Source organism: Psychrobacter sp. LV10R520-6, assembly GCF_900182925.1.
GTDB lineage: Bacteria > Pseudomonadota > Gammaproteobacteria > Pseudomonadales > Moraxellaceae > Psychrobacter.
The window spans coordinates 2,815,710-2,837,372 of record NZ_LT900024.1 but is presented as its reverse complement, the minus strand read 5'-3'; the positions used below and the strand labels follow the sequence as shown (position 1 = coordinate 2,837,372).

At 42.1% G+C, this 21,663-nt stretch carries 18 protein-coding genes and 2 tRNA genes; 5 read left to right on the top strand and 15 right to left on the bottom strand.

The features are described 5' to 3' along the window. Positions 1-143: 143 nt before the first annotated feature. On the bottom strand, positions 144-1,256 hold the full coding sequence (locus U1P77_RS11895) for an AOC03_06830 family ribosome hibernation factor (protein WP_321155186.1): 1,113 nt from the start codon (positions 1,254-1,256) through the stop codon (positions 144-146). 592 nt (positions 1,257-1,848) lie between these two features. Here U1P77_RS11895 and U1P77_RS11890 point away from each other — a divergent pair. The 4 genes from U1P77_RS11890 to U1P77_RS11875 all read left to right on the top strand — a co-directional run bounded on the left by U1P77_RS11890 (position 1,849) and on the right by U1P77_RS11875 (position 5,730). Beyond that, the gene (locus U1P77_RS11890; protein ID WP_321155185.1) at positions 1,849-4,065 is read left to right on the top strand and encodes a M3 family metallopeptidase; all 2,217 of its coding nucleotides are present in this window, start codon (positions 1,849-1,851) and stop codon (positions 4,063-4,065) included. After that, complete coding sequence (locus U1P77_RS11885) at positions 4,065-4,322, top strand: YheV family putative metal-binding protein (protein ID WP_321155184.1); 258 nt, start codon at positions 4,065-4,067, stop codon at positions 4,320-4,322. The genes U1P77_RS11890 and U1P77_RS11885 overlap by 1 nt, the downstream gene beginning before the upstream one ends. 157 nt (positions 4,323-4,479) lie before the next feature. After that, complete coding sequence (locus U1P77_RS11880; protein ID WP_321155183.1) at positions 4,480-5,037, top strand: hypothetical protein; 558 nt, start codon at positions 4,480-4,482, stop codon at positions 5,035-5,037. 102 nt (positions 5,038-5,139) lie between these two features. Beyond that, positions 5,140-5,730, top strand: a complete 591-nt coding sequence (locus U1P77_RS11875; RefSeq protein ID WP_321155182.1) for a macro domain-containing protein — start codon at positions 5,140-5,142, stop codon at positions 5,728-5,730. A gap of 165 nt (positions 5,731-5,895) precedes the next feature. Here the strand turns inward: U1P77_RS11875 and pnp are convergent, their stop codons facing one another. The 14 genes from pnp to tpiA form a co-directional block, all read right to left on the bottom strand. After that, positions 5,896-7,992, bottom strand: a complete 2,097-nt coding sequence (pnp, locus tag U1P77_RS11870) for a polyribonucleotide nucleotidyltransferase (protein ID WP_321156689.1) — start codon at positions 7,990-7,992, stop codon at positions 5,896-5,898. A gap of 896 nt (positions 7,993-8,888) precedes the next feature. Further along, the gene (rpsO, locus tag U1P77_RS11865) at positions 8,889-9,155 is read right to left on the bottom strand and encodes a 30S ribosomal protein S15 (RefSeq protein ID WP_321155181.1); all 267 of its coding nucleotides are present in this window, start codon (positions 9,153-9,155) and stop codon (positions 8,889-8,891) included. Positions 9,156-9,419: 264 nt separating this feature from the next. After that, positions 9,420-9,599 (bottom strand): hypothetical protein, encoded by a 180-nt coding sequence (locus U1P77_RS11860; protein WP_321155180.1) that lies wholly within the window; start codon positions 9,597-9,599, stop codon positions 9,420-9,422. A 119-nt stretch (positions 9,600-9,718) separates the two neighbouring features. Then, on the bottom strand, positions 9,719-9,886 hold the full coding sequence (locus U1P77_RS11855) for a hypothetical protein (RefSeq protein WP_321155179.1): 168 nt from the start codon (positions 9,884-9,886) through the stop codon (positions 9,719-9,721). 113 nt (positions 9,887-9,999) lie between these two features. Further along, entirely contained in the window at positions 10,000-10,383 is a 384-nt protein-coding gene (locus U1P77_RS11850; RefSeq protein WP_414479091.1) for a DJ-1/PfpI family protein, read from the bottom strand. Between the two features lie 136 nt (positions 10,384-10,519). Further along, complete coding sequence (gene truB / locus U1P77_RS11845; protein ID WP_321155178.1) at positions 10,520-11,554, bottom strand: tRNA pseudouridine(55) synthase TruB; 1,035 nt, start codon at positions 11,552-11,554, stop codon at positions 10,520-10,522. 9 nt (positions 11,555-11,563) lie between these two features. Further along, entirely contained in the window at positions 11,564-11,983 is a 420-nt protein-coding gene (locus U1P77_RS11840) for a ribosome-binding factor A (protein ID WP_321155177.1), read from the bottom strand. Positions 11,984-12,155: 172 nt separating this feature from the next. After that, the gene (infB, locus tag U1P77_RS11835; RefSeq protein ID WP_321155176.1) at positions 12,156-14,876 is read right to left on the bottom strand and encodes a translation initiation factor IF-2; all 2,721 of its coding nucleotides are present in this window, start codon (positions 14,874-14,876) and stop codon (positions 12,156-12,158) included. A gap of 151 nt (positions 14,877-15,027) precedes the next feature. Next, entirely contained in the window at positions 15,028-16,512 is a 1,485-nt protein-coding gene (nusA, locus tag U1P77_RS11830; RefSeq protein ID WP_321155175.1) for a transcription termination factor NusA, read from the bottom strand. 116 nt (positions 16,513-16,628) lie between these two features. Further along, positions 16,629-17,129 (bottom strand): ribosome maturation factor RimP, encoded by a 501-nt coding sequence (rimP, locus tag U1P77_RS11825; protein WP_321155174.1) that lies wholly within the window; start codon positions 17,127-17,129, stop codon positions 16,629-16,631. Positions 17,130-17,572: 443 nt separating this feature from the next. Next, positions 17,573-17,649, bottom strand: a tRNA-Met gene (locus U1P77_RS11820). 124 nt (positions 17,650-17,773) lie between these two features. Beyond that, a tRNA-Leu gene (locus tag U1P77_RS11815) sits at positions 17,774-17,857 on the bottom strand. 223 nt (positions 17,858-18,080) lie between these two features. After that, the gene (gene secG, locus U1P77_RS11810; RefSeq protein WP_321155173.1) at positions 18,081-18,389 is read right to left on the bottom strand and encodes a preprotein translocase subunit SecG; all 309 of its coding nucleotides are present in this window, start codon (positions 18,387-18,389) and stop codon (positions 18,081-18,083) included. 220 nt (positions 18,390-18,609) lie between these two features. Further along, the gene (gene tpiA, locus U1P77_RS11805) at positions 18,610-19,455 is read right to left on the bottom strand and encodes a triose-phosphate isomerase (RefSeq protein WP_321155172.1); all 846 of its coding nucleotides are present in this window, start codon (positions 19,453-19,455) and stop codon (positions 18,610-18,612) included. A gap of 360 nt (positions 19,456-19,815) precedes the next feature. On the opposite strand from tpiA, the gene pilB reads away from it, so the two are divergent. Further along, positions 19,816-21,525, top strand: coding sequence for a type IV-A pilus assembly ATPase PilB (gene pilB / locus U1P77_RS11800; RefSeq protein WP_321155171.1), 1,710 nt, complete (start codon positions 19,816-19,818; stop codon positions 21,523-21,525). Positions 21,526-21,663: the final 138 nt, after the last annotated feature.

Below are 21,663 nucleotides of genomic sequence, written 5' to 3'. Positions count from 1 at the left end.
TTTATAGCATTAAGGGACAGTTGTTGAACATAAAGCTAAAAAAGCATTGATTCTTATTGAACCAATGCTCTGATATTATACTGAATTTGTCGTTTATAGCTTATTAAGTCAAAATGATTGGCTCAATCAATGCCATCAAGCAATTAGTAACGGGTCACAAGAGCGATTGGTTGATCTTCTGCCATAATGTCTTGGGGCATGAAGACTACCTCACCGCCATTATGCATCACGTGTTCAATGACCTCACCAACTGCATCATCTGTGACACCATCTGCGGCTGAATCATCGACGACCATAAGAGTCTGCGCTTTTTCGTCAATTTTAGCGGGCTGGATATAACCTCGACGGACATATAGCGTCTCGCCAGCACCTTGATAGGCCGCGCGGTAAACGTCCTGTAAGTCGGTACGCAACATGTCAGCACCACGAGCTTTATCGATCTCACCTATTGCTGCTTGGTGTAGCGAGGTACGATAACCTTCTACGGCCTCTTGTACCCCATCAATGATATGCTGGGCGCTACCATCTTCAAGCTCAGTAACATTTGATACCGTCGCAATGATATTTTCTGGACGGTCGCAGACGTCTTTGTAGTAACCGATATTGCGTACATCACCGACGATGACGAGCGGCATCTTATGCTCGCCCCATAGCTCTTGTACGCTTTTGTCTACTTGATTAAAAAACTCTTTCAAATAACTGTCTTCATTGTTTGATGAGCGATCAGAGCCACCATCACCTGTCGTATATAGGCCGTTGTTTTCGACAGGAAAAGCGATACTTTCCATATTGTTTTGTATATTATCATCTTTATTAAATTCTCTGACAACACGATCATTGGAAGCTTCAATGAGGCGGGCGTTATCACGAGTAAGTACCACAGTATAGAAATGGACAGCACTGGCCATGTCACGTACCAAATCACGCGTCGCAAAACGATCAGAAATTACAACGCGCTCTGTAGTATCAATGGGCATACGAACGACCTGTACATCATCAGTACTAGCAAAAATAGCCAAGGTATCAAGGTTGTAATTGTGATTGAATTCGTTTAGTTCGGCATGAATTTTATCTAGGATAGTTGTTGCTGTACGCTTATCGTATTCGTTAATCAAACGATCTTCGGCAGCTTTCAACTGATTTTTGAGAGCAATAGGGTCTTTATCATTGGCAGGATGCTCACGGTGGGTTTTAACAAAGATACTTACCGCTGGATTGGCTTTGGTTTCACGTAGACTCTTGAGGGTCGCTTTCATAAATACTGCTCCTTATTTTATATTTTATTGTCTTTAGCTAAAGATGGCGATTTGATGTTACTAACAATTTATTATTTGCTTTTTTGGTCAGGAATCAAGATTCAGGAACTAATATAACGACAGACTTGATTGCTTAACCTGATTAAATAGATTAATGACCGTCTTTTATTATGCTGTCTTTTATTCGATTGCTTGTACTCAATCAATACTATGCTACCAAATCCACCTTGCTAGATGTAGGAGTAGTTTGCAAGCAAATGATGACGCTTTGTAAGTAAGGTACTCAGAATTGTGTATTTGCAAAGTCTTTCGACTGGATTGCTGTTATTCATGCAGGGCTATAAATTCGACTACCAAAGCTTAATACGTAGGTCTCTTAAAGTTAGAACATGAAAATTTTATTACTTCAAAATGAAGTTAACGCTTATGCCTTATTGGGTTGCATTCTTACCGAACGATACCCATCTTTTAGATAGTCGTTAGTATTTAGAGTCTATAAAAATAGGCCTTCATAATAGTAGACCACGACATACAAACATCGACATAATAATTCAATCGTGAACCGAATCATTCATTAATACTGGACATCTCTATGACTACTCTTGCTTCAGATTTGCACCTTGTTGACTTTGCCGCTGCGACTCCGAGCGACCTACAAGCGCAGGTGACTACGGCTATCAATCAAGCCAATACCTTTTTAGATAAGCTGTCAGCAATAACAAATAGCGATAACAAAGATAAGCAGACTGGCAGCGAAATAAGCGTGGAACAAGCTCTAACTGATGTAATGGCGTTTGACCATATCAATCTAGCTCTAGATCGCAGCTGGGGTATTTTATCGCACCTCAATGGCGTAATGAGTAATGATGAGATTCGTCATGTACATCATGAACTGCTACCTAAGCTATCCGCTTATGGCACCCGTGTTGGACAACATCAGCCACTATTTATGCGTTATAAAACTATCGTGAATGATGAAGTATTTTTAGCACAGCTTGATTCTGCACGTGCGCGTGCTATTGAATTAGCGCTACAGAGCTTTGAGTTATCAGGAGTGGCGTTACCAAAAGAAAAACAAGATAAATTTGCTGATATTCAAAGTCAGCTATCGACCTTATCAGCGACTTTCTCAGATCATATTTTGGATGCAACCCAAGCTTATACGCTGCCTCTTAAGCCTGAGCAATTAGCAGGGTTGACCGATAGTGGCCTTGACTTATTAGCCGATGCAGGTAAGCAGTACAAAACGCGTGAATTGGAAAATGGCACACTTACCCAAGCGGATATTGATGCGCTGCCCGAACCTTATTATGTTGCCACTTTAAACATTCCGGTTTATATTGCAGTCATGACCCATGCGGACAATCGTGAACTGCGCGAAACTTTATACCGTGCTTATGTGACCCGTGCATCAGAATTTGATTCTCATACTGATGTTAAAGGCGCTGCAGGTGAGTCACTCAATAACGCTGATATCATGAGTCAAATCTTACAACTGCGCGAACAAAAAGCCCATCTGCTAGGTTTTGCTACTTATGCTGAAGTGTCTTTATCTACTAAGATGGCGGATAGTGTGCCAGAAGTTGAGACCTTTTTGCGTAGTCTGGCGACCCAAGCCACGCCTACTGCTAAGCAAGATTTAGCACAATTACAAAACAGCGCCAAAGACTATGGCATAAGCGAGTTGCAGCCATGGGATAGCGCTTATATTGCCGAAAAAGTGAAGCAAGACAAATTTAGCTTGTCGCAAGAAGAGATTCGTCCGTACTTCCCATTACCAAAGGTAATTGATGGTTTATTTGCCATTGTTGAGCGTCTATACGGCATCACGGTAAAAGAACAAAAACATGATGATAATAAATCGGAAAATACGGTATCACGCTGGCATGATGAGGTACGTTTTTATCAACTATTCGATGAAAATGATAGTTTAATAGGCGGCTTTTACTTTGACCTATTTGCTCGTAGTGGTAAACGTGGTGGCGCGTGGATGAATGGTTTTCAATCACGTTATAGTCATGATGCACAGAACCATCATCAACTACCTGTCTGCTTTATGGTCGGAAACTTTACCCCAGCGCTCGATGGCAAGCCCAGCCTACTCACCCATGATGAGGTGCTGACTTTATTTCATGAATTTGGTCATGGTCTGCACCATTTACTAACCCAAGTGACGGTCGGCGATGTCGCAGGCGTCAATGGGGTAGAGTGGGATGCGGTTGAGCTGCCCAGTCAGTTTATGGAAAACTGGGCTTGGGACGCTGAAGGTATTGCCCTTATTAGTAGTCATGTCGAAACTGGTGAGCCACTACCGAAAGACAAGCTTGATGCCTTGTTAGCAGCTAAAAACTTCCAAAGCGGCATGCAAACCCTACGCCAAATTGAATTTTCCTTGTTTGACTTACTGATACATTCGCACACGCCAGCGCTGGATTATGCAGGTATCCTCAGCACTTTAGATAATGTGCGCAGTGACATTGCTATTATGGAAACCCCTGACTATAACCGTTTTGCCAATGGCTTTAGTCATATCTTTGCCGGTGGTTATGCAGCGGGATACTATTCTTACAAATGGGCGGAGCTACTATCTGCAGATGCGTTCAGTAAATTTGAAGAAGAAGGTATCTTTAACCCTATTACGGGTAAAGCCTTCCGCGAGACCATTTTATCCGTTGGTGGCAGCCTACCCGCTAAAATTAATTTTGAGAATTTTCGGGGTCGTAGCGCCAGTATCGATGCCTTATTGCGTCACAGTGGTTTTGCCAGTTCTAACAACAGCGATGCACACACTAACCTTGAGGCCAGCTGATGCGTTATCAATCTAGCCGGCCTAAACGGCGCTTCTTAGCAGGGGTAAGCTGTCCTAAATGTCAGACAATGGACGCAGTGGTGCAAGTAAATATAGTGACGCCTGAGCCTGATGAATATATCGAGTGTACTCAGTGCGGACATATTGAACGTCGCCCCGATCCTGATGCTATTAGTGCTAAAAACCATGCTGAAGATCAGCTAACCCGCGATGCAATGGCGACTGGTACTAGTGGTACAGTAAAATTCAAAACTTAAAGCTGCATTTTTAAATCTCTAACACCACTCTCAAAACGTGTAGTGCTAGTTTTATACACAAATAATGTTTACGCCTTTAGCCTATCAATAGATAGGCTTTTAATTTTTGGTTTGCTATAGTATGGGTACTTTCATTTTTGAAGTAATCGACCCTGGTATGAAAAGCAAAAAAACGCGTCCTATCTCAAGTAAATCTTCAAATTCCAAACCTACTAAATCACGCCAAAAATTATTGATAGCAACCCTACTGGGTTTGCTACTTATTGTAGTCGGTTATTTAGTCTGGGCACGATCTTTACCTGATGCTTCTGCGCCAATTACCAATACCCCATCAGCAACCACACCGACCGAAGTTTCTCAATCGGTTTCAATACCAGTAGAAGATAGGATCGAAAGCATTGATAGCGTCGATAATGCTGATAGCAGCAGCGCGATTGATGAGAGCATTAAGGGTATTGAGGCTTCTGACGTCAAAAGTCCTAAATCTAATACTATCTTAAATGCCCCACTACCACAGACTGACAGCTTAGCTAAAGAAGAAATTGATCGTTTAGAAGATGAGCAACGGCGGCTGGCTGAACAAGAAAAGTTAGCAGCCGAACAAGTCACTATGAATAAACAATTAACAGATATGAAAGCTCAGCAAATCAAGTTACTTGAACAGCAAATCGCTCAGTTAGAGGCAGATGAATTGGCTAAAAACACTACAAAATAAGGCTTGTGTATATCCATTACGATTCTTATTTCAAAAATAATTTGTTCATTTTAATTTTTTAGACTATTCATTTACAAAATCTGCTCTCATGAGATATCTGTTATGGCAATTCTTCAATCGACCCATGCCTCTATCTTAAACAGTAATGCACAAGTGCTAATATTACCGGTTAATAGCGCCGGCATCTTGTTGGATCCTGTACTGCTGCGTAGCAAAACCCTCTATCCTGATAATTACCAACGCTATCTACGAGCTTGCCGTGATAGCAGTCTAAAAGTCGGTAGTTGTTTAGTCCATAAACGCCAACGTGAGCGCGCCGGTCTAATTGCAAGTTCCAACGGTAATCAGCCAAGCTATATTGCTAACCTAGTCATATCAGACCATCCTTATCATCCGACACGTTCCCGATGGCTAAATGCCGCTCTTATCGATTTACAACAGCAGCTCACATCATTGATACGCTATCAGGGTGTCCGCAAAATAGCTTTATTAGCACGCCCACTTGTTTCTATCAGCTCACCGCATGATGACACGCGTACCGTGAACAATACCTCTTCATTTGACGCTTCCAGCTCATCTAACTTCAAACCGTTAGATTGGCATGCTGACACCTTGCCCCTACTTACTCAGCAATTGCAAGACTTACCAAAAGTACGTGTTGAATTGCACCTTCCTAAAAGTATCCCGCTCTAAATATAAGTTTTTAACTTATTAAAGCACCTCAGTTATTTATTTTAAATAACGGATCATATTTAAATTTCAACCCATAAAAAAACCGCCTTGAGCACTAATAATAAGTGACTCAAAGCGGTTTTTTTAAAGCAAAAATCTAATACTGTATTAGTAAAATATCAGCTATTAGTTCTGCTCAATACCTTTCATGGTCAGTTTGATGCGACCACGGTTATCAACGTCTTGGACAAATACTTTAACGATTTGACCTTCTTTTAGGTAATCTGATACATTCTCTACGCGCTCTTCTGCGATTTGTGAAATATGTACTAGACCATCAGTATTGGGTAAGACGTTAACGAAGGCACCGAAGTCAACGATACGAGCGACCGTACCTTCATAAGTTTTGCCCACTTCAACTTCTGCCGTTAAGGCTTCGATTTTACCGATAGCGGCTTTGGTTGCTGCTTTATTTTCACCAAAGATACGAATCGTGCCGCCGTCATCAATATCGATAACCGCACCAGTCTCTTCAGTTAGCTGACGAATCGTGGCACCACCTTTACCGATAACTTCACGAATTTTATCTGGGTTGATTTCGATAACCGCATAGTTAGGCGCATGAGCGTTGATTTCGGTACGGCTCTCAGGCAATACTTTATTCATTGCGTCTAAGATATGGATACGACCAGCATGGGCTTGTTTAAGTGCTTGCTCCATGATGTCTGGCGTAATCCCTTCGATTTTAATGTCCATCTGTAGCGCGGTGATACCATCTTTAGAACCAGCAACTTTGAAGTCCATATCGCCAAGATGATCTTCATCACCTAAGATGTCAGACAAGACTGCAAAGCGCTCGCCTTCTTTAACTAGACCCATCGCAATACCAGCAACGGGTGCTTTGATTGGTACGCCAGCGTCCATCAACGCCAAGCTGGCACCACAAACTGAAGCCATAGAAGATGAACCGTTTGATTCAGTGATTTCTGATACCACACGGATGACGTACGGGAAGCGTTCGCTATCAGGAAGCATCGCTTGTACACCACGGCGTGCTAAACGGCCATGACCGATTTCGCGACGTTTAGGAATACCTTCGCGACCGGTTTCACCAACTGAGAAATGCGGGAAGTTATAATGCAACATGAAATGGTCACGAATAGTTCCGGCTAGCGAGTCAATCATGTTGACGTCACGGCTGTTACCAAGAGTCGTTGTAACCAATGCTTGGGTTTCGCCGCGAGTAAATAGCGCTGAACCATGCGTAAATGGTAGAACACCCACTTGCACGTCAAGGGCACGAACCGTGTCAAGATCACGACCATCAATACGTGGTTTACCAGACAAGATACTGTCACGAACCGTACGATATTTTAAGTCGTTGTAGATTTCTTTAAGCTCGGATACCTTGCTGCTATAAGTTTCTGACTCTGCATCACCAGCAAGCGCATCAATAGCCGCTTGTCTAATATCATCAAGCTTAGTGTAGCGTTCTTGCTTATCAGTGATGGTATAAGCATCAGCAACTTGCTCGCCGAACTGCTCTTTCATACTACTTTCAAGCGCTTCGTCATGCTTAGGAACGCTGAACTGTTGCTTAGCGGTACCCACTTCTGCTGCTAATGAGGCAATATTGTCAATAACAATCTGCTGTTGCTCGTGGCCATATAGTACTGCGCCAAGCATTTGGTCTTCTGATAGCTCTTTGGCTTCTGATTCAACCATCAATACTGCAGATTTTGTGCCAGCAACAATTAAGTCCAGATCACTCTCTTTGAGTTGTTCAAGAGTCGGGTTTAAAACATATTCACCGTTAATAAAGCCAACGCGTGCACCGGCAACAGGGCCATTAAACGGCGCGTCAGAGATAGCTAGCGCAGCTGAAGCACCAATTAGTGCCGCAATATCTGCAGATTGGGTTTTGTCTGATGACACAACCGTAGCAGTAATCTGAACTTCATTCAGATAGCCTTCAGGAAATAACGGACGAATCGGACGGTCAATCAGACGCGAGGTTAAGGTTTCAAATTCGCTAGCACGGCCTTCACGTTTGCCGTAAGCACCTGGAATTTTACCCGCTGCGTACATTTTTTCTTGATAGTTAACAGTCAATGGAAAAAAGTTTTGCCCTGCTTTCGCTTCAGACTTAACTACTGCTGCGACTAATACAGAAACGCCGCCCATGTGTACCATGATTGAGCTGGCTTGACGAGCGATACGGCCAGTTTCAAGAATAACTTGCTGGTTGCCGTATTGGAATTCACGCTTAATGGTGTTAAACATTGTCGGAGTTGTCATATAAGTTTCCTAATGTTGAGTGACGAAAATAATATCAATAATACAAACAATCTGATATCGGTCGTTAGAAATTTTTAGTGTGTAACCGCTAACTGATGAGCGTTGTGCTTGCAAGTTCTATTCATCAGTACGGCTACCGTTATGCATTTATCTAATGTATTTATCTAAGGTACTAATACATCAATACTATTACATTGGTATTATTCATAGTTGCTATTCATCGGTACTACGTTATCTTTCTAGTGATTTAAATTCGGTTTTCTATAAATATTAGTAAATCTTTGTCATTATAAAGACCAAACCATGTCTGGCATTATTTACTTTGTTTTACGCTTATCTTTATATATAAGCCTACTATGAAAACGCACAGTGCACTATTTTACAGGGATTTATAGCCATTGACCAATTAATTAAGAAACTGAGCAAATGTTACTATTTTTACCTGTTCCTCCCTGCTCTTTACCACAAATCATCTTTGTTTAAACTTTTGCTCCTGACCTATACCTTTATACATACTAAGCAAGCTATAGTCGATTCAAAATAAAAGGCCTACTCTTGTAGCAACGTGCTACTAATATCAATATTTCTTGCATGCTGTTCACAAGCTTGACAAAGGCTGCAAAAAATTCATTCCAGTAGCCCAGCAACTTTGTGTCGTTTTCAAATTGAATTAACTATCCACATGGCTTTCTTTTAAATTATCTCAATATAATAGGCATAAAAAAAACGGCGTGAAACTATTCCACACCGTTTTTATACTGCTCAACTATTACGTCAATAACAACAAGTAAATTACTTTAGGGCTATCAAGACCTCTAAAATTACACCGTAAATATACAGTGTATTTTAACTTGATTGCCACCTGTGCCATTGTCGCTAAATTAACGACGTAGACCTAGCTGTTTAATAACTGTGGTATAACGACCAAGATCTTTACCTTTTAGGTAATCAAGCAACTTACGGCGCGTATTAACCATACGGATAAGACCGCGACGGCTATGATGATCCGCTTTATGGGCTTTAAAATGATTTTGTAAATCATCAATACGAGCACTTAGTAAAGCCACTTGTACTTCTGGTGAACCTGTGTCGTTTTCGCCGCGCTGGTATTGTGAGATGATTTGTTCGCGATCAGTGTTAGTTAGCATAAATTTCTCCGGCAATGCTAAAAGCTCCAGTACACACTCAATAAATTTGAGCGCTTATGGAACGATAGAATAGTATAAATGAAATAGTTTGCACGTCATTCAGGACAACCCTGCATTACTAGAGTTGACCTAGTGATGAACAAACACGTTGTTTTAACTAGGAGGGGATTATAACAAAAAACTGTTGAACTAACAGCAATTTTTGCCAGTAGTTTCAACAGTCTTTAAAAATAACTTTAGAGTAACTCTAGATAAATAAAAGATTTATTTATTTTTCTTAACGTCATCTTGGGTTGCATTACCACCGAGTTCATCATCTGCTAATGGAACTGTGGTTGCTTCAGCTTCGCTATCAGGAAAAACATCTTCACTAGGATTGATATCTTCTGCTAGCTGTTGTATTTTTTGTTCTTGCTTGTCCATATCTTTTTGTGGCTTATCCATAATGTCTCCTACGATTTACACGTTGCTTATCAGAGGTGTGTTAATACGCCTCATTACTGATCTGCTAAAGCATCAGTAGCGAGGCGCTAATGAGTAAATTAAGAGTCACCCATCAAAAGCTACTTATCCTCGTCTTTCTTAGCTTCTTTTGCGTTATCAGCGATACGATCTGCGGCTTCTTCCGTATCTTTTGTATAGTTGCTTTCAGTTTGATTCTTTAGCGATGCAGTAGCAGCTTCAGAACGTTGTTGCTCAATTTTGGTATCGTTTGGGTTGGGCTGTGCCATGATGATTTCCTCTTTGGTGGTTTTAAATTAATTGTAGTAAGTTAAAATTTCTATTGTTTATATAACGTATTTATATAACTTATTTGTATAACAATGATTTTAGTTGAAGTAGATTATGAAGACAAAGCTTTATCAATTGCCTCAACAAAGTCTTTAATATCATCTGGATTACGTGAGGTAATAAGATTACCGTCTACTTGTACCGTTTTGTCTACAAATTTTGCCCCGGCGTTTTCTAGGTCGGTTTGTAAAGATTGGTATGCCGTTAGGGTTTTTCCTTTAACGATTCCAGTATTAATTAGCGCCCAAGGTGCATGGCATATTGCTGCCAGTGGTTTATCAGCATCGTTGATACCTTTGATAATGCGCTGTGCTTCTTTATTACCACGTATGCCATCAGCATTCACTGTACCGCCTGGTAATACTAAAGCATCATAATCTTCAGGTTTAGCTTCTTTTGCAAATAATTCTGCAGTAAAAGTATCACCCTTATCAATTTATAGTTGACGTCACTTTCCCTAGCTGACTTAATCAGTGTATAAAAAAAACAGGTTCCACCATAGGTGAAACCTGCAATAAAATGTGACGATATGTGATTAGTGTAAGATGTTAGTAAATTATGAAAGTTTCAGGTTAGCGCGAAATCACTTTTTTAGGTTGCAAACGTCCATTGAGGCTAACAGCCCCTAAACCTAGAAATTTTCTTGATTCATCTATCAGGCGGATATCAACCGGTAGCTCATGTTCTGCATGGCGATCATTATCAGTTTCTGAAGTTGTAGTAGATGATGCGCTATGCTGCACGTTACTTATAATATAAGCCTGGAGCTCGGTGGTAAGCTGATCAATAACGTTTAGGCGTTGACCCATCTTTATACGCTCACACTGCGCGGTATTCAGCATCAATTCAGCGGTAATATTAACGCAGGCATCAATAGGTAATAATTGTGATAAGCGCGTGTTCAGTTCCTGCTGCTCCAGCTGAGATACAGTGATAGCCTCGCTCAAATCAAAATGACCTACCTGCAAACGACGCAGAGCAATCAAATGCCCTAATGTACCTAACTCTTTAGCAATATCTTCAGCTAAAACGCGCACATAGGTCCCTTTAGTACAGGTAACCGTCAGTTGAATCTGTTGGTCATCAACCATTATTAGATCAATGGCTTTAATCACAATATCTCTAGGCTCACGCTCAACTTCTATTCCAGCACGCGCATATTCATACAGCTTCTTACCGTCTTTTTTTAAGGCGGAATACATGGGCGGAATTTGCTGCTGCGCGCCCATAAACTGCTGAGCAATACGGTTCAGTAATTCCTCGTTAAGGGTAGGAATAGCAGCTTGTGCAATGACTTTTCCGTCTGCATCTCCGGTATCTGTCTGCTGACCGAGCAAAATCGTCGCCTGATAAGACTTATCAGCATCAAGCTGGTAATGACTAAACTTGGTCGCCTCACCCAAACAAATAGGCAGCAGACCGGTTGCCATCGGATCAAGGGTTCCAGTATGGCCAGCTTTTTTGCTATCGTGCACGGGCGACTTAAATAGATATTTGACCTTGGACACCACCTGCTGCGAGGTCATGCCTTGAGGTTTATCTACCAAGATTACCCCAGAAACCTTTTGCTTACTTTCTTGATCGGCTGCTTGCTTCGCAATAGACATATTATTTACTTATTCGTCAGTTTGTTTCTGATCTATCTCTTGATCATCAGCTTCATTGCTCTCAGTTTTAGTAACGGCTTGACTGATCAGATCCATCATATAGTTACCACGAGCGGTTACTTCATCATAATGAAAACGCAGACGCGGTGTAGTGCGGGTTTTTAAGCTACGGCTTAGCTCAGTACGTAAAAATCCAGCCGCTTTATTAAGTACTTGCACACTCGGTTCATGATCAGTCTTGTTCATGGCACCGTTGAGCTCTGGTTCCATGATGGTGACATAAATATCTGCGTAACCTAGGTCAGGGCTAACTTTGACACTAGAAATAGTCACAAAACCTGTCAGACGTGGATCATTAACTTCATCACGAATAAGAACAGCAAGCTCGCGCTGGATTTGATCCGATAAGCGTTGTAGACGTTGGTTCATATTATTATCCTATTTTTACTACTATTTATTTTTAATAATGCTAAAAGCATATTATATACGATAAAAAAGGCCTAGCAGGATGAACCTGTTAGGCCTCAATACATCGTAATATCAGTAAGCAATGCGATGTATGTTCAGCTTATTAGGCTTATAGCATGCTTAAGTAAAACATTTAGATGGTGCGTTCGAATTCTTGTATTTCAAAGACTTCGATCTTATCGCCCGCTTCGACACTATAGCCACGAACTGCCATACCACATTCCATGCCAGTACGCACTTCATTGACGTCTTCTTTATAACGACGTAATGACTGTAATTGACCGGTAAAGATAACCTGATCATCACGTAATACGCGAATTGGCTTGTTACGATAAATAGTGCCTTCAACCACCATACAACCAGCAGCTGCACCAAATTTACTAGAGCGGAATACTTCGCGGACGTCAGCAACACCTAAGATTTTCTCACGATGTTCTGGGGCAAGCAAACCACTCATTGCCGCTTTCACATCATCAATTAAACCATAGATAACGCTGTAGTAACGAATATCCATACCAGCAGCATCTGCTTTACGGCGCGCGGTAGTATCTGCACGGACGTTAAAGCCTAACAATACGGCTTCGCTAGATTCTGCAAGTGTCACATCAGACTCTGATATCGGACCGACACCTGAGCTGATAACCCTTACTTTGACTTCATTAGTTGATAATTCATCTAACGCAGCAAGTAAAGCTTCAAGCGAACCACGAACGTCAGTTTTTAGCACGATATTCAAGAATGACACATCACCTTGTTCCATCTGCTCAAACATACTCTCTAAGCGCATTTTGTTCTGGCGCTCAAGTTGACGCTCACGCTCACGATTGGCTCTAAAGTCAGCGACTTCACGCGCTTTCTTCTCGTCAGTAACGACTAAGAACTCGCTACCTGCAGCTGGGGTATCAGGCAAGCCTAAAACCTCAACGGGGATAGAAGGACCTGCCGATTGAATGCGTTGACCATGCTCATCAACCATGGCACGGACTTTACCGTAGTATTCACCCGCTAATACCAAATCGCCTTGTTTGAGCGTGCCTTTTTTGACCAGCACACTAACAACAGGACCACGACCTTTATCAAGTCTTGATTCAATGACCACACCTTGAGCAGCACCATCTAAAGGTGCTTCTAATTCCATCACTTCAGCTTGTAAGCTAATGTACTCAAGCAGATCATCGATACCTTCACCAGTTTTGGCTGAAATACGTGCCATTGGGGTATCGCCGCCCCACTCTTCAGAGACTACTTGTTTGGTGGTCAATTCATTCAACACGCGATCAGGATCAGCACCTGGCTTATCCATTTTATTAATAGCTACAATAAGCGGGGTACCAGCAGCGCGAGCATGGTCAATTGCTTCTTCAGTTTGCGGCATCATACCGTCATCAGCTGCGACCACCAGTACGACAATATCCGTCGCTTGAGCACCGCGTGAACGCATGGCGCTAAAGGCCGCGTGACCTGGGGTATCAAGGAAAGTAATAACACCGCGATCTGTTTTCACGTGATAAGCACCAATGTGCTGTGTGATACCACCAGCCTCGCCAGTAGCAACTTTAGTTTCGCGAATCTTATCTAGTAATGAAGTCTTACCATGGTCAACATGACCCATAATAGTAACAACTGGTGGACGCGTTTGCACGTTACTGCTACGCTCATCAACTGCACTATGAAGATCGTCTTCAACCTTAGTATCACTTACTAGTACTGGATTGTGACCCATTTCTTCAACGATTAAACTGGCTGTCGCTTGGTCAATACTATCTGTCTCACGCGCCATTTCGCCCATTTTCATTAGCAATTTGGTAACTTCACGGGCTTTAACGGCCATACGCTGAGCAAGTTCTGCTACCGCGATTTGTTCAGTAATTTCGACATCGTAAACGATTTTATCAACTGGTTTTTCGAACTTATGCTGCGACGCTTGCGTGGAACTTAAACCGTTTTTACGGTTTTTTATTTCACGCTCATCTTGGTTCTTACGGCGACGACCACGGGTTCCAGTGCTGCTTGCGCCACGCTTAATCTCACGACGTTCTTTTTCAAATGACTCTTCTAACGCATCACCTACCAGCCCTTCGGCTAATGGCTCGTCCTTACGAACTTCCGTAACAGGCTGATCGGTATATTGACCTGCCATTTTGCGCATCTGCTCGAGAGTACGTTTTTGCGTCTCTTCAGCTTGTGCACGACGAGTTTTTGATTCCATTTGACGTAGACGCTCTTCTTCTACTTCACGAGCTTCACGGGTTTTACGTTCAGCTGCGCTTTCAACTTTTGGCTTAGTAGCAGCGACTTTTTTCTTCTCTTTGACTTTGATCTCAACGGCAGCTTTACCACCCTTTTTGACCACTACTGAAGAAGTAGAAGGCTCAGCATTTTTGCCTGCTGTGCTTTTGTTAGATCCTAAACTTGCACGCATGGCCGCTAAGGTAGCCGCTTGGCGCTCTTCAGCTTTTTTCTTAGTAGCAGAACGCTCTTCAGCATCTTTAGCAGCACGAGCTTGTGACTCAATCAGCGCCTGTTCACGTGCCGCCAATTCTTCAGCCATTTTTTCTGGATCAGGCTTTTCGAAAACTTTCTTTTTACGCACTTCAACATTGACGCTCTTAGATTTTCCTGAAGAGCCGGTCACGCGTGCAGTGCTAGTCGTCTTAGATTTGAGACTAATACGGCGCTTGTCTTGCTGACCATGACTTTGCTTTAAATACGTCACCAACTTCGCTTGCTCAAGTTCGGTGACTGAGTCATCCTCCCCACGAGCAGGCAGCCCAGCATCCACTAATTGCTGTTTTACAGCAATAGCGGTTTTGCCTACCATATCTGCCAGTTCTTTGACGGTCTTATCTGCCATTGATTATCACCTACTGTCTATTGTTTGCTATATGTTCAATTCAGTTGTTGGCTACAAATGATTGCGTTAAGGTTGCTATTAATTTTATATCAATATCAACGCTTTATTACCAATAGCATATCACCAAAAGACAGCGATATGCCGTTAGTGCCTATTCATTGAACCAAGATTCCCGAGCTTTCATAATAAGTTTTCCTGCGGTTTCAGTATCTAAACCTTCGATATCTTCTAGGTCAAATACAGCTTGTTCTGCTAAATCATCAACGGTAATGATGTCTTTTTGAGCCATTTTATAAGCCCAACTGACCGTCATACCTTCCATATCTTGCAATTCTTGACTTGGCTCTTTCATGTTTTGTTGTTTTACCAGCTCATCAGCGATGACCACTTCTTTAGCACGCTCTTGAATCATATCAATGGCTTCGTCATCTAAGCCTTCGATATCATAAAAAGTCTCCACCGGTACGTAAGCCACTTCTTCGATGCTGGTAAAGCCGATATCAACGAGCGCGTGTGCTAAATCTTTATCAACCTCTAAACGCTCATAGAATAACTCGATAAAGGCTTTTAATTCGTTATCTTGACGCTGCTGATACTCTTCTTCAAGCATCATATTAAGCTTGTAACCCGTCAGCTCAGAAGCCAGACGTACGTTTTGGCCTTGTGAGCCAATAGCGCGTGCTAGCTGATCATTAGTACTAAAGATAATATCAGCAGTCTGCATATCTTCGTCCAAAATAATGCTACTGACATCCGCTGGTTCAAGCGCGCTAATAATGAATTGGGCGGGATCATCTGACCACACCACTACATCAATACGCTCACCATCAAGCTCTTGCTGTACTGCTTGAATTCGCGTACCACGCATGCCAATACAAGCGCCAACCGGATCAATACGATGATCATTGGTTTTGACCGATATCTTAGCACGAGTACCCGGCAGACGAGCAACGTTACGAATCTCGATAATTTGCTCAGCAATCTCAGGCACTTCTTTTTGCATTAAAGCTGAGAGCATTTCAGGATGCGTACGAGATAACAATAACTGTGCACCGCGATTTTCACGGTTCACATGATATAGAATGGCGTTAATACGTGATTTTACGCGCAGCTGCTCACGTGGAAGCATCTGATCACGTGATAGATAGCCTTCAGCATCATCCCCAAGATCAATGATATAGCCATCGCGCGTTTGTTTTTTTACCTCACCATACATCATTTCACCGACGCGTGGCTCAAAAACGTCTGCCACTAGGGCACGCTCAGCTTCACGGATCTTTTGAATAATAACTTGTTTGGCTTGAGTGGCTGCAATGCGACCAAATTCAATGGATTCAATCTGCTCTTCTTTAACATCACCGATTGACCATTGTTCTTGGTCAAGATCAGTAATGGCAAGCTGACAGGCAGGCATCTCATGATCTTCATCTGCAACCACCGTCCAGTAACGATAAGTATCATAGTCACCAGTCGTACGATCAATGGCAACCCGTATGGCCACTTCTGGCTGTTCGGTATATACTTTTTTCTTAGTCGACACCACTAAGGCATCTTCTATGGCTTCAAAGATATCTTCAGGATTTAAGCCCTTTTCATTACTGACAGTTTCTACTACCGTTAAAATTTCACGACTCATGCTATACCTGTCCTATCATTTTATAATTGCTGTATTGACGTTATGTTGTAATCGTAAGCCATATGCTATTTAAGTATTTCAATAACTAAGTCTCAATGATTAAATAGCTTCAACAATTAGGCGTCTTCATAAATTAAATGGGCTTTATCGATATTAGTTAAAGCGATCTCAAACCGCTCACCATCAGCCGCAGTCAAGTTTAACGACGTTGCATCTATACTATCTAAGCTGCCTGTTACTTTGCGGCGTTTTTGATCGCCTTCTCCAATAGCTTGTATCAAACGTAAGCTCACAGTCTGACCGACGTAATCATGCATTTGCTCATCTGAGAAGAACGCGCGGTCGAAGCCTGGTGAAGAGACTTCTAGTACATACTCACCAGCAATAGGATCATGCACTTCAAGGATGCCGCTCACCTGATGGTTAACCGCCGCACAATTCTCAATGCTCACCTGTTTATCTTGCGCTTTTCCTTCAGGTAAAGCCTCAATGTAAATACGCAACAACGAGCGATTGCCTTGTGGCGCAAATTCTAAGCCCCACAGCGCTACATCACAAGCAGCTACCGCAGGGGCAATAATATTGGTTAGTTCTGCAACTTTGGTCGAAAGTTTCATAATCTATTTATATCTTCCTATTCACTTATCTGTCGTACTTAATGAACCGCGCTATTTGCTTATTTATTACTTTTTTATTTACGAGGCTCACAGTAATTGTTATGTATTCTGTTAATTATATAATAGCTCTAGCTCATTACAATATTTGTTTTACGTCTACACTATATAAGGACATGACTTAGGAACATCAAGCTCAGCTCATGAATGTGCTTATTATATATAAGGCAAAGTTATCAATAAAAGAGTATGAAGTAAAAGGCAGTGTCGCTTACGAACAATCGCGTAAGTAGACGAATAGTATCGTACTCTATGGGCATAGAGCTTAGCATAAGTAGGGTAGATACCGCGATAACCCTGACTAACAGATACAAAAAAACCCACAAGCATAATGGTGGGCTGATTGTCACTGACGAATTTAGTATACAAAATATCAGTATAAAATATGGTAGCGGGGGCTGGATTTGAACCAACGACCTTCGGGTTATGAGCCCGACGAGCTACCAGACTGCTCCACCCCGCATCAATCTAGAACGCATATTATAGGGAAGTTTTATAGAACTGTCAATCTTTATTTCAAATAAACTTTAAACTAAAAACATCGTTGCTATAACTACTAACTTAATATGGTTCAGTATAAAAAAAGTTGGTGCGATTGGGGGGACTTGAACCCCCACAGCTTGCGCCACTACCCCCTCAAGGTAGCGTGTCTACCATTCCACCACAATCGCTTATGTCTACTTGTTGCTTTAACTTTTTTTACTAACCTGTTTTAGCTTACTGCTCTTATTCTATTGTGCTATACCATGAGGATGGTACTTACGAGAAGTGCAGACTGCCAAAACAGGAAAGCATTGTAAAACTAACCCACTAGAATAGCAAGAGCTGCCAATAAAAAAAACGCAGAAGCTATATAGCAGATACTACCACTATAAAAGGTTGAATTAAATACAGCTACTGAGGATTTTCTGTCAAAGGGCGCGGCGTTTGCGGCGCTGAGACTGGCGCATCTAAACGAAACTGATCTTCAGCTTGCTTACGCGCATTTACAGCAAGCGTCATACTGGTTATAAAAAACACTACTGTTAATGCTCCCGTAGCACGGGTCAAAAAATTTGCTGTCCCCGCCGCGCCAAATATGGTTCCAGACGAACCAGCACCAAAAGAAGCCCCAGCGTCTGCCCCTTTACCATGCTGTATCAAAATCAAGCCAATCATGGCAATGGCCACGATAATGTGCAGGGCTAATATAAACGTAAACATGGTGGCCTCTTTTGCCGCGTAATGACGACTGATAACGGGAGTTAAATCTTAGGGTCTAATACTAGGTATATAGAAGTACAATGATTATAAAAGTACAGTGACGTTAAATAAGGCGCATTGTACACGATTGCAAGGGCACTGTTAAACCCACTTTTATTGACTTACAAAGACATTTTAAATGCTATACGGCTGCTAGGCATATAAGCTTTAGCGATATTAACTAAGTTTTAGCTCGGTTAAAGGCTTCAGCGATTGCTAAAAAGCTTTCTGCTTTTAATGAGGCACCACCAACCAATGCCCCGTCTATCATAGAATCTGCTGCAAAACTATCGGCATTGTCAGCATTGACACTACCACCATATAACACACTAACGGTAGATAAGGGTGCCGCAAAGCTGCTTATAGTTTGCTTGATATATTTATGAGTGGCGCTCACCTCAGCTACGGTCGGCACTTTGCCGGTGCCAATTGCCCAAACGGGTTCGTAAGCAATGATTAGGCGTTCGGATAAAGTTACAGCAACATCGGACGGCGCAGCTGATTGTTGGCCTGACTGCTGGTTTGCCTGTTGTTCTAACAACTCTTTTATTACGGCTAGCTGCTCGTCAAGTACGTCAAAGGTCTGCTCAGCATCATATTGCGCTTGAGTTTCACCGATACATAGCACGATTCCTAAATTTTGTTTAAGGCCATTGTCAAGTTTCTGTACAAGCAAATCATGAGATTCTTGATGATACTGCCGACGCTCAGAGTGTCCAATTAGCGTCCATATTGCGCCCGCATCAGTCACTTGCTGCGCTGAGCAATCACCGGTATAGGCTCCGGTAGTAGCACTATGAGCGCTAATGTCTTGAGCGGCGCACAATACGGAAGACCCTTGCAGGCGCGCACTGGCAGCTGCCATATGAATACAACTTGGTGCTATCATCAACTGACAGTGTTTCGCTGTCCCTGCCCTAGTTGACTCTTCAGCGGTAACGGCTGTTAATAGATCATCCATAAGTGCATTGACGTCGTGACTCGTTGCTGGATTCTGCTTCCAATTTCCAATTACCCAAGCTTGCATTACTCATCTACCTTGTATTCATCATTGCCGATTCGGCTAATATGCGCGCAAGTATAACAAATATTTCACAAGTGCTATAGTTATAGTATAGTGCTGAAGGATGTGTTCTGTTGTTAATGGCCTTTTAAACTAGCCAAACTAGAATTTTTAATAGCGTTACTCTAAAATCAATCGATAAACAATTCAGTCGTTATAAAACAATATTAATAAAAAACCGCATACGGCCAATAGCCAGCTCATTGATACAGTAACAGCAGACTATGTCGATAAAGAGCCCTATATAAAACAAGCACTATACTATAAATAGTATTTTGGTTTTATATAAGTTTATGGCACATTCAGCACCGAGGAGAGATAGTAATGTCTACCACAACTAGCAAGTTTGGTGGTTTAGCGCAGCAACTGGTTAGCGAAGGCGTTGTCAGCGAAGCGCACATGAAAACGGCGCAGACTGAGTCGCAGCGGCAGCAAATAGAACTGGTGCCTTATCTGGTAGACAATAAAGTGGCCAAGGCTTATCAGTTGGCACAAATGCTGTCACAAGCATTCGGTGACTCGCTATTTGACCTCAATGCACTCAGTAACGATGTGATTCCAAAAGACTTGGTTGATGAAAAAATCGTCCGTAAGTTTAATGCACTCCCAATCTTTAAGCGTGGACAGCGATTGTTTGTCGCCTTGAGTGATCCCACACGTATTGACGCGATTGATGCTATTGCCTTTAATTCGCGGTTGTCTGTTGAAATCGTGATAGTCGAAGAAGATAAACTTAAAAAACGTATTGATAGCGTTTATGAAGATAGTATGCAAAACTTCGGTAGTTTTGCTGATAGCGACTTAAACATCGACTTTGAAGAGACCAGTGATGATGAAGGCGAGACCAAACTTTCTGATAGTGTCGATGAAGCGCCAGTAGTAAAATTTGTCAATAAAATGCTGGTTGATGCTATCCGCATGGGCGCCTCCGACCTACATTTCGAGCCGTATGAAAAGACCTTTCGTGTACGCTTTCGAGTCGATGGGGTTATGCAGAAAATGGCCAACCCACCAGTACAGCTGGCCAGTAAAATTGCTGCACGTCTAAAAGTCATGTCACAAATGGACATCTCTGAGCGCCGTGTCCCGCAAGATGGACGTATCAAGCTTAAAATATCTAAAGATAAAGCCATCGACTTTCGGGTAAACTCTTTACCAACCCTATTCGGTGAAAAACTGGTTTTGCGTATTTTAGACCCCTCATCAGCGATGCTTGGTATTGAAGCTCTAGGCTATGAGCCAGATCAAGAAGAGATGTTCTTAGAAGCACTTCATAAACCGCAAGGGATGTTACTGATTACGGGACCTACCGGCTCCGGTAAGACGGTATCACTCTATACTGGCATTAATATTCTTAATACTGGGGAGACCAATATTTCGACCGCTGAAGATCCGGTCGAGATTAACCTTGAAGGTATTAATCAAGTTAACGTCAACCCGAAAGTAGGACTAACCTTTTCTAATGCTCTTAAATCGTTCTTACGCCAAGATCCAGATATCGTCATGGTAGGTGAGATTCGTGACCTTGAGACTGCCGAGATTGCTATTAAAGCGGCACAAACTGGTCATATGGTACTTTCAACCCTGCATACCAACTCTGCTCCTGAGACCTTAACGCGTCTGCGTAACATGGGAGTAGCGTCATTTAACATTGCCACCTCAGTGAACCTAGTTATCGCGCAAAGGCTAGCGCGACGCTTATGTAAGAACTGTAAAAAAGCTGTCAATATTCCACGCCAAAGCTTGCTTGAAATTGGTTTTGCTGACATTGATTTGGACAATCCAGATAACACGATCTATGAACCTGTAGGCTGTGGCGAATGCCGCGATGGTTATAAAGGCCGGGTGGGTATCTATGAGGTCATGAAAGTTAGCCCAGATATTTCGCGCATAATCATGGAGGACGGTAATGCCATTGATATTAAAGATGCAGCACTCAGGAATGGCTTTAGGGATTTGCGCCGCTCTGGCATTTTAAAAGTATTACAGGGAGTGACCAGTATTCAAGAAATGATGCGGGTCACCTCTGAATAATAACTATAAAAAAGTGATTATAAACCGAAGTACAGCTAACTTTTATACTTTCAAAATTTAGGCTTTTATAGTTCAAACTTCTATAAATAGCTTTTAGTAGTCAATAGTACTTAAAATAAAAGCCTTAAAACTTATAAT

Bases quoted from the DNA above. Each gene is read 5' to 3' on its own strand.
- U1P77_RS11895 (WP_321155186.1), bottom strand. From the start codon at position 1,256: ATGAAAGCGACCCTCAAGAGTCTACGTGAAACCAAAGCCAATCCAGCG.
- U1P77_RS11890 (WP_321155185.1), top strand. From the start codon at position 1,849: ATGACTACTCTTGCTTCAGATTTGCACCTTGTTGACTTTGCCGCTGCG.
- U1P77_RS11885 (WP_321155184.1), top strand. From the start codon at position 4,065: ATGCGTTATCAATCTAGCCGGCCTAAACGGCGCTTCTTAGCAGGGGTA.
- U1P77_RS11880 (WP_321155183.1), top strand. From the start codon at position 4,480: ATGAAAAGCAAAAAAACGCGTCCTATCTCAAGTAAATCTTCAAATTCC.
- U1P77_RS11875 (WP_321155182.1), top strand. From the start codon at position 5,140: ATGGCAATTCTTCAATCGACCCATGCCTCTATCTTAAACAGTAATGCA.
- pnp (WP_321156689.1), bottom strand. From the start codon at position 7,992: ATGTTTAACACCATTAAGCGTGAATTCCAATACGGCAACCAGCAAGTT.
- rpsO (WP_321155181.1), bottom strand. From the start codon at position 9,155: ATGCTAACTAACACTGATCGCGAACAAATCATCTCACAATACCAGCGC.
- U1P77_RS11860 (WP_321155180.1), bottom strand. From the start codon at position 9,599: ATGGATAAGCCACAAAAAGATATGGACAAGCAAGAACAAAAAATACAA.
- U1P77_RS11855 (WP_321155179.1), bottom strand. From the start codon at position 9,886: ATGGCACAGCCCAACCCAAACGATACCAAAATTGAGCAACAACGTTCT.
- truB (WP_321155178.1), bottom strand. From the start codon at position 11,554: ATGTCTATTGCGAAGCAAGCAGCCGATCAAGAAAGTAAGCAAAAGGTT.
- U1P77_RS11840 (WP_321155177.1), bottom strand. From the start codon at position 11,983: ATGAACCAACGTCTACAACGCTTATCGGATCAAATCCAGCGCGAGCTT.
- infB (WP_321155176.1), bottom strand. From the start codon at position 14,876: ATGGCAGATAAGACCGTCAAAGAACTGGCAGATATGGTAGGCAAAACC.
- nusA (WP_321155175.1), bottom strand. From the start codon at position 16,512: ATGAGTCGTGAAATTTTAACGGTAGTAGAAACTGTCAGTAATGAAAAG.
- rimP (WP_321155174.1), bottom strand. From the start codon at position 17,129: ATGAAACTTTCGACCAAAGTTGCAGAACTAACCAATATTATTGCCCCT.
- secG (WP_321155173.1), bottom strand. From the start codon at position 18,389: ATGTTTACGTTTATATTAGCCCTGCACATTATCGTGGCCATTGCCATG.
- tpiA (WP_321155172.1), bottom strand. From the start codon at position 19,455: ATGCAAGCTTGGGTAATTGGAAATTGGAAGCAGAATCCAGCAACGAGT.
- pilB (WP_321155171.1), top strand. From the start codon at position 19,816: ATGTCTACCACAACTAGCAAGTTTGGTGGTTTAGCGCAGCAACTGGTT.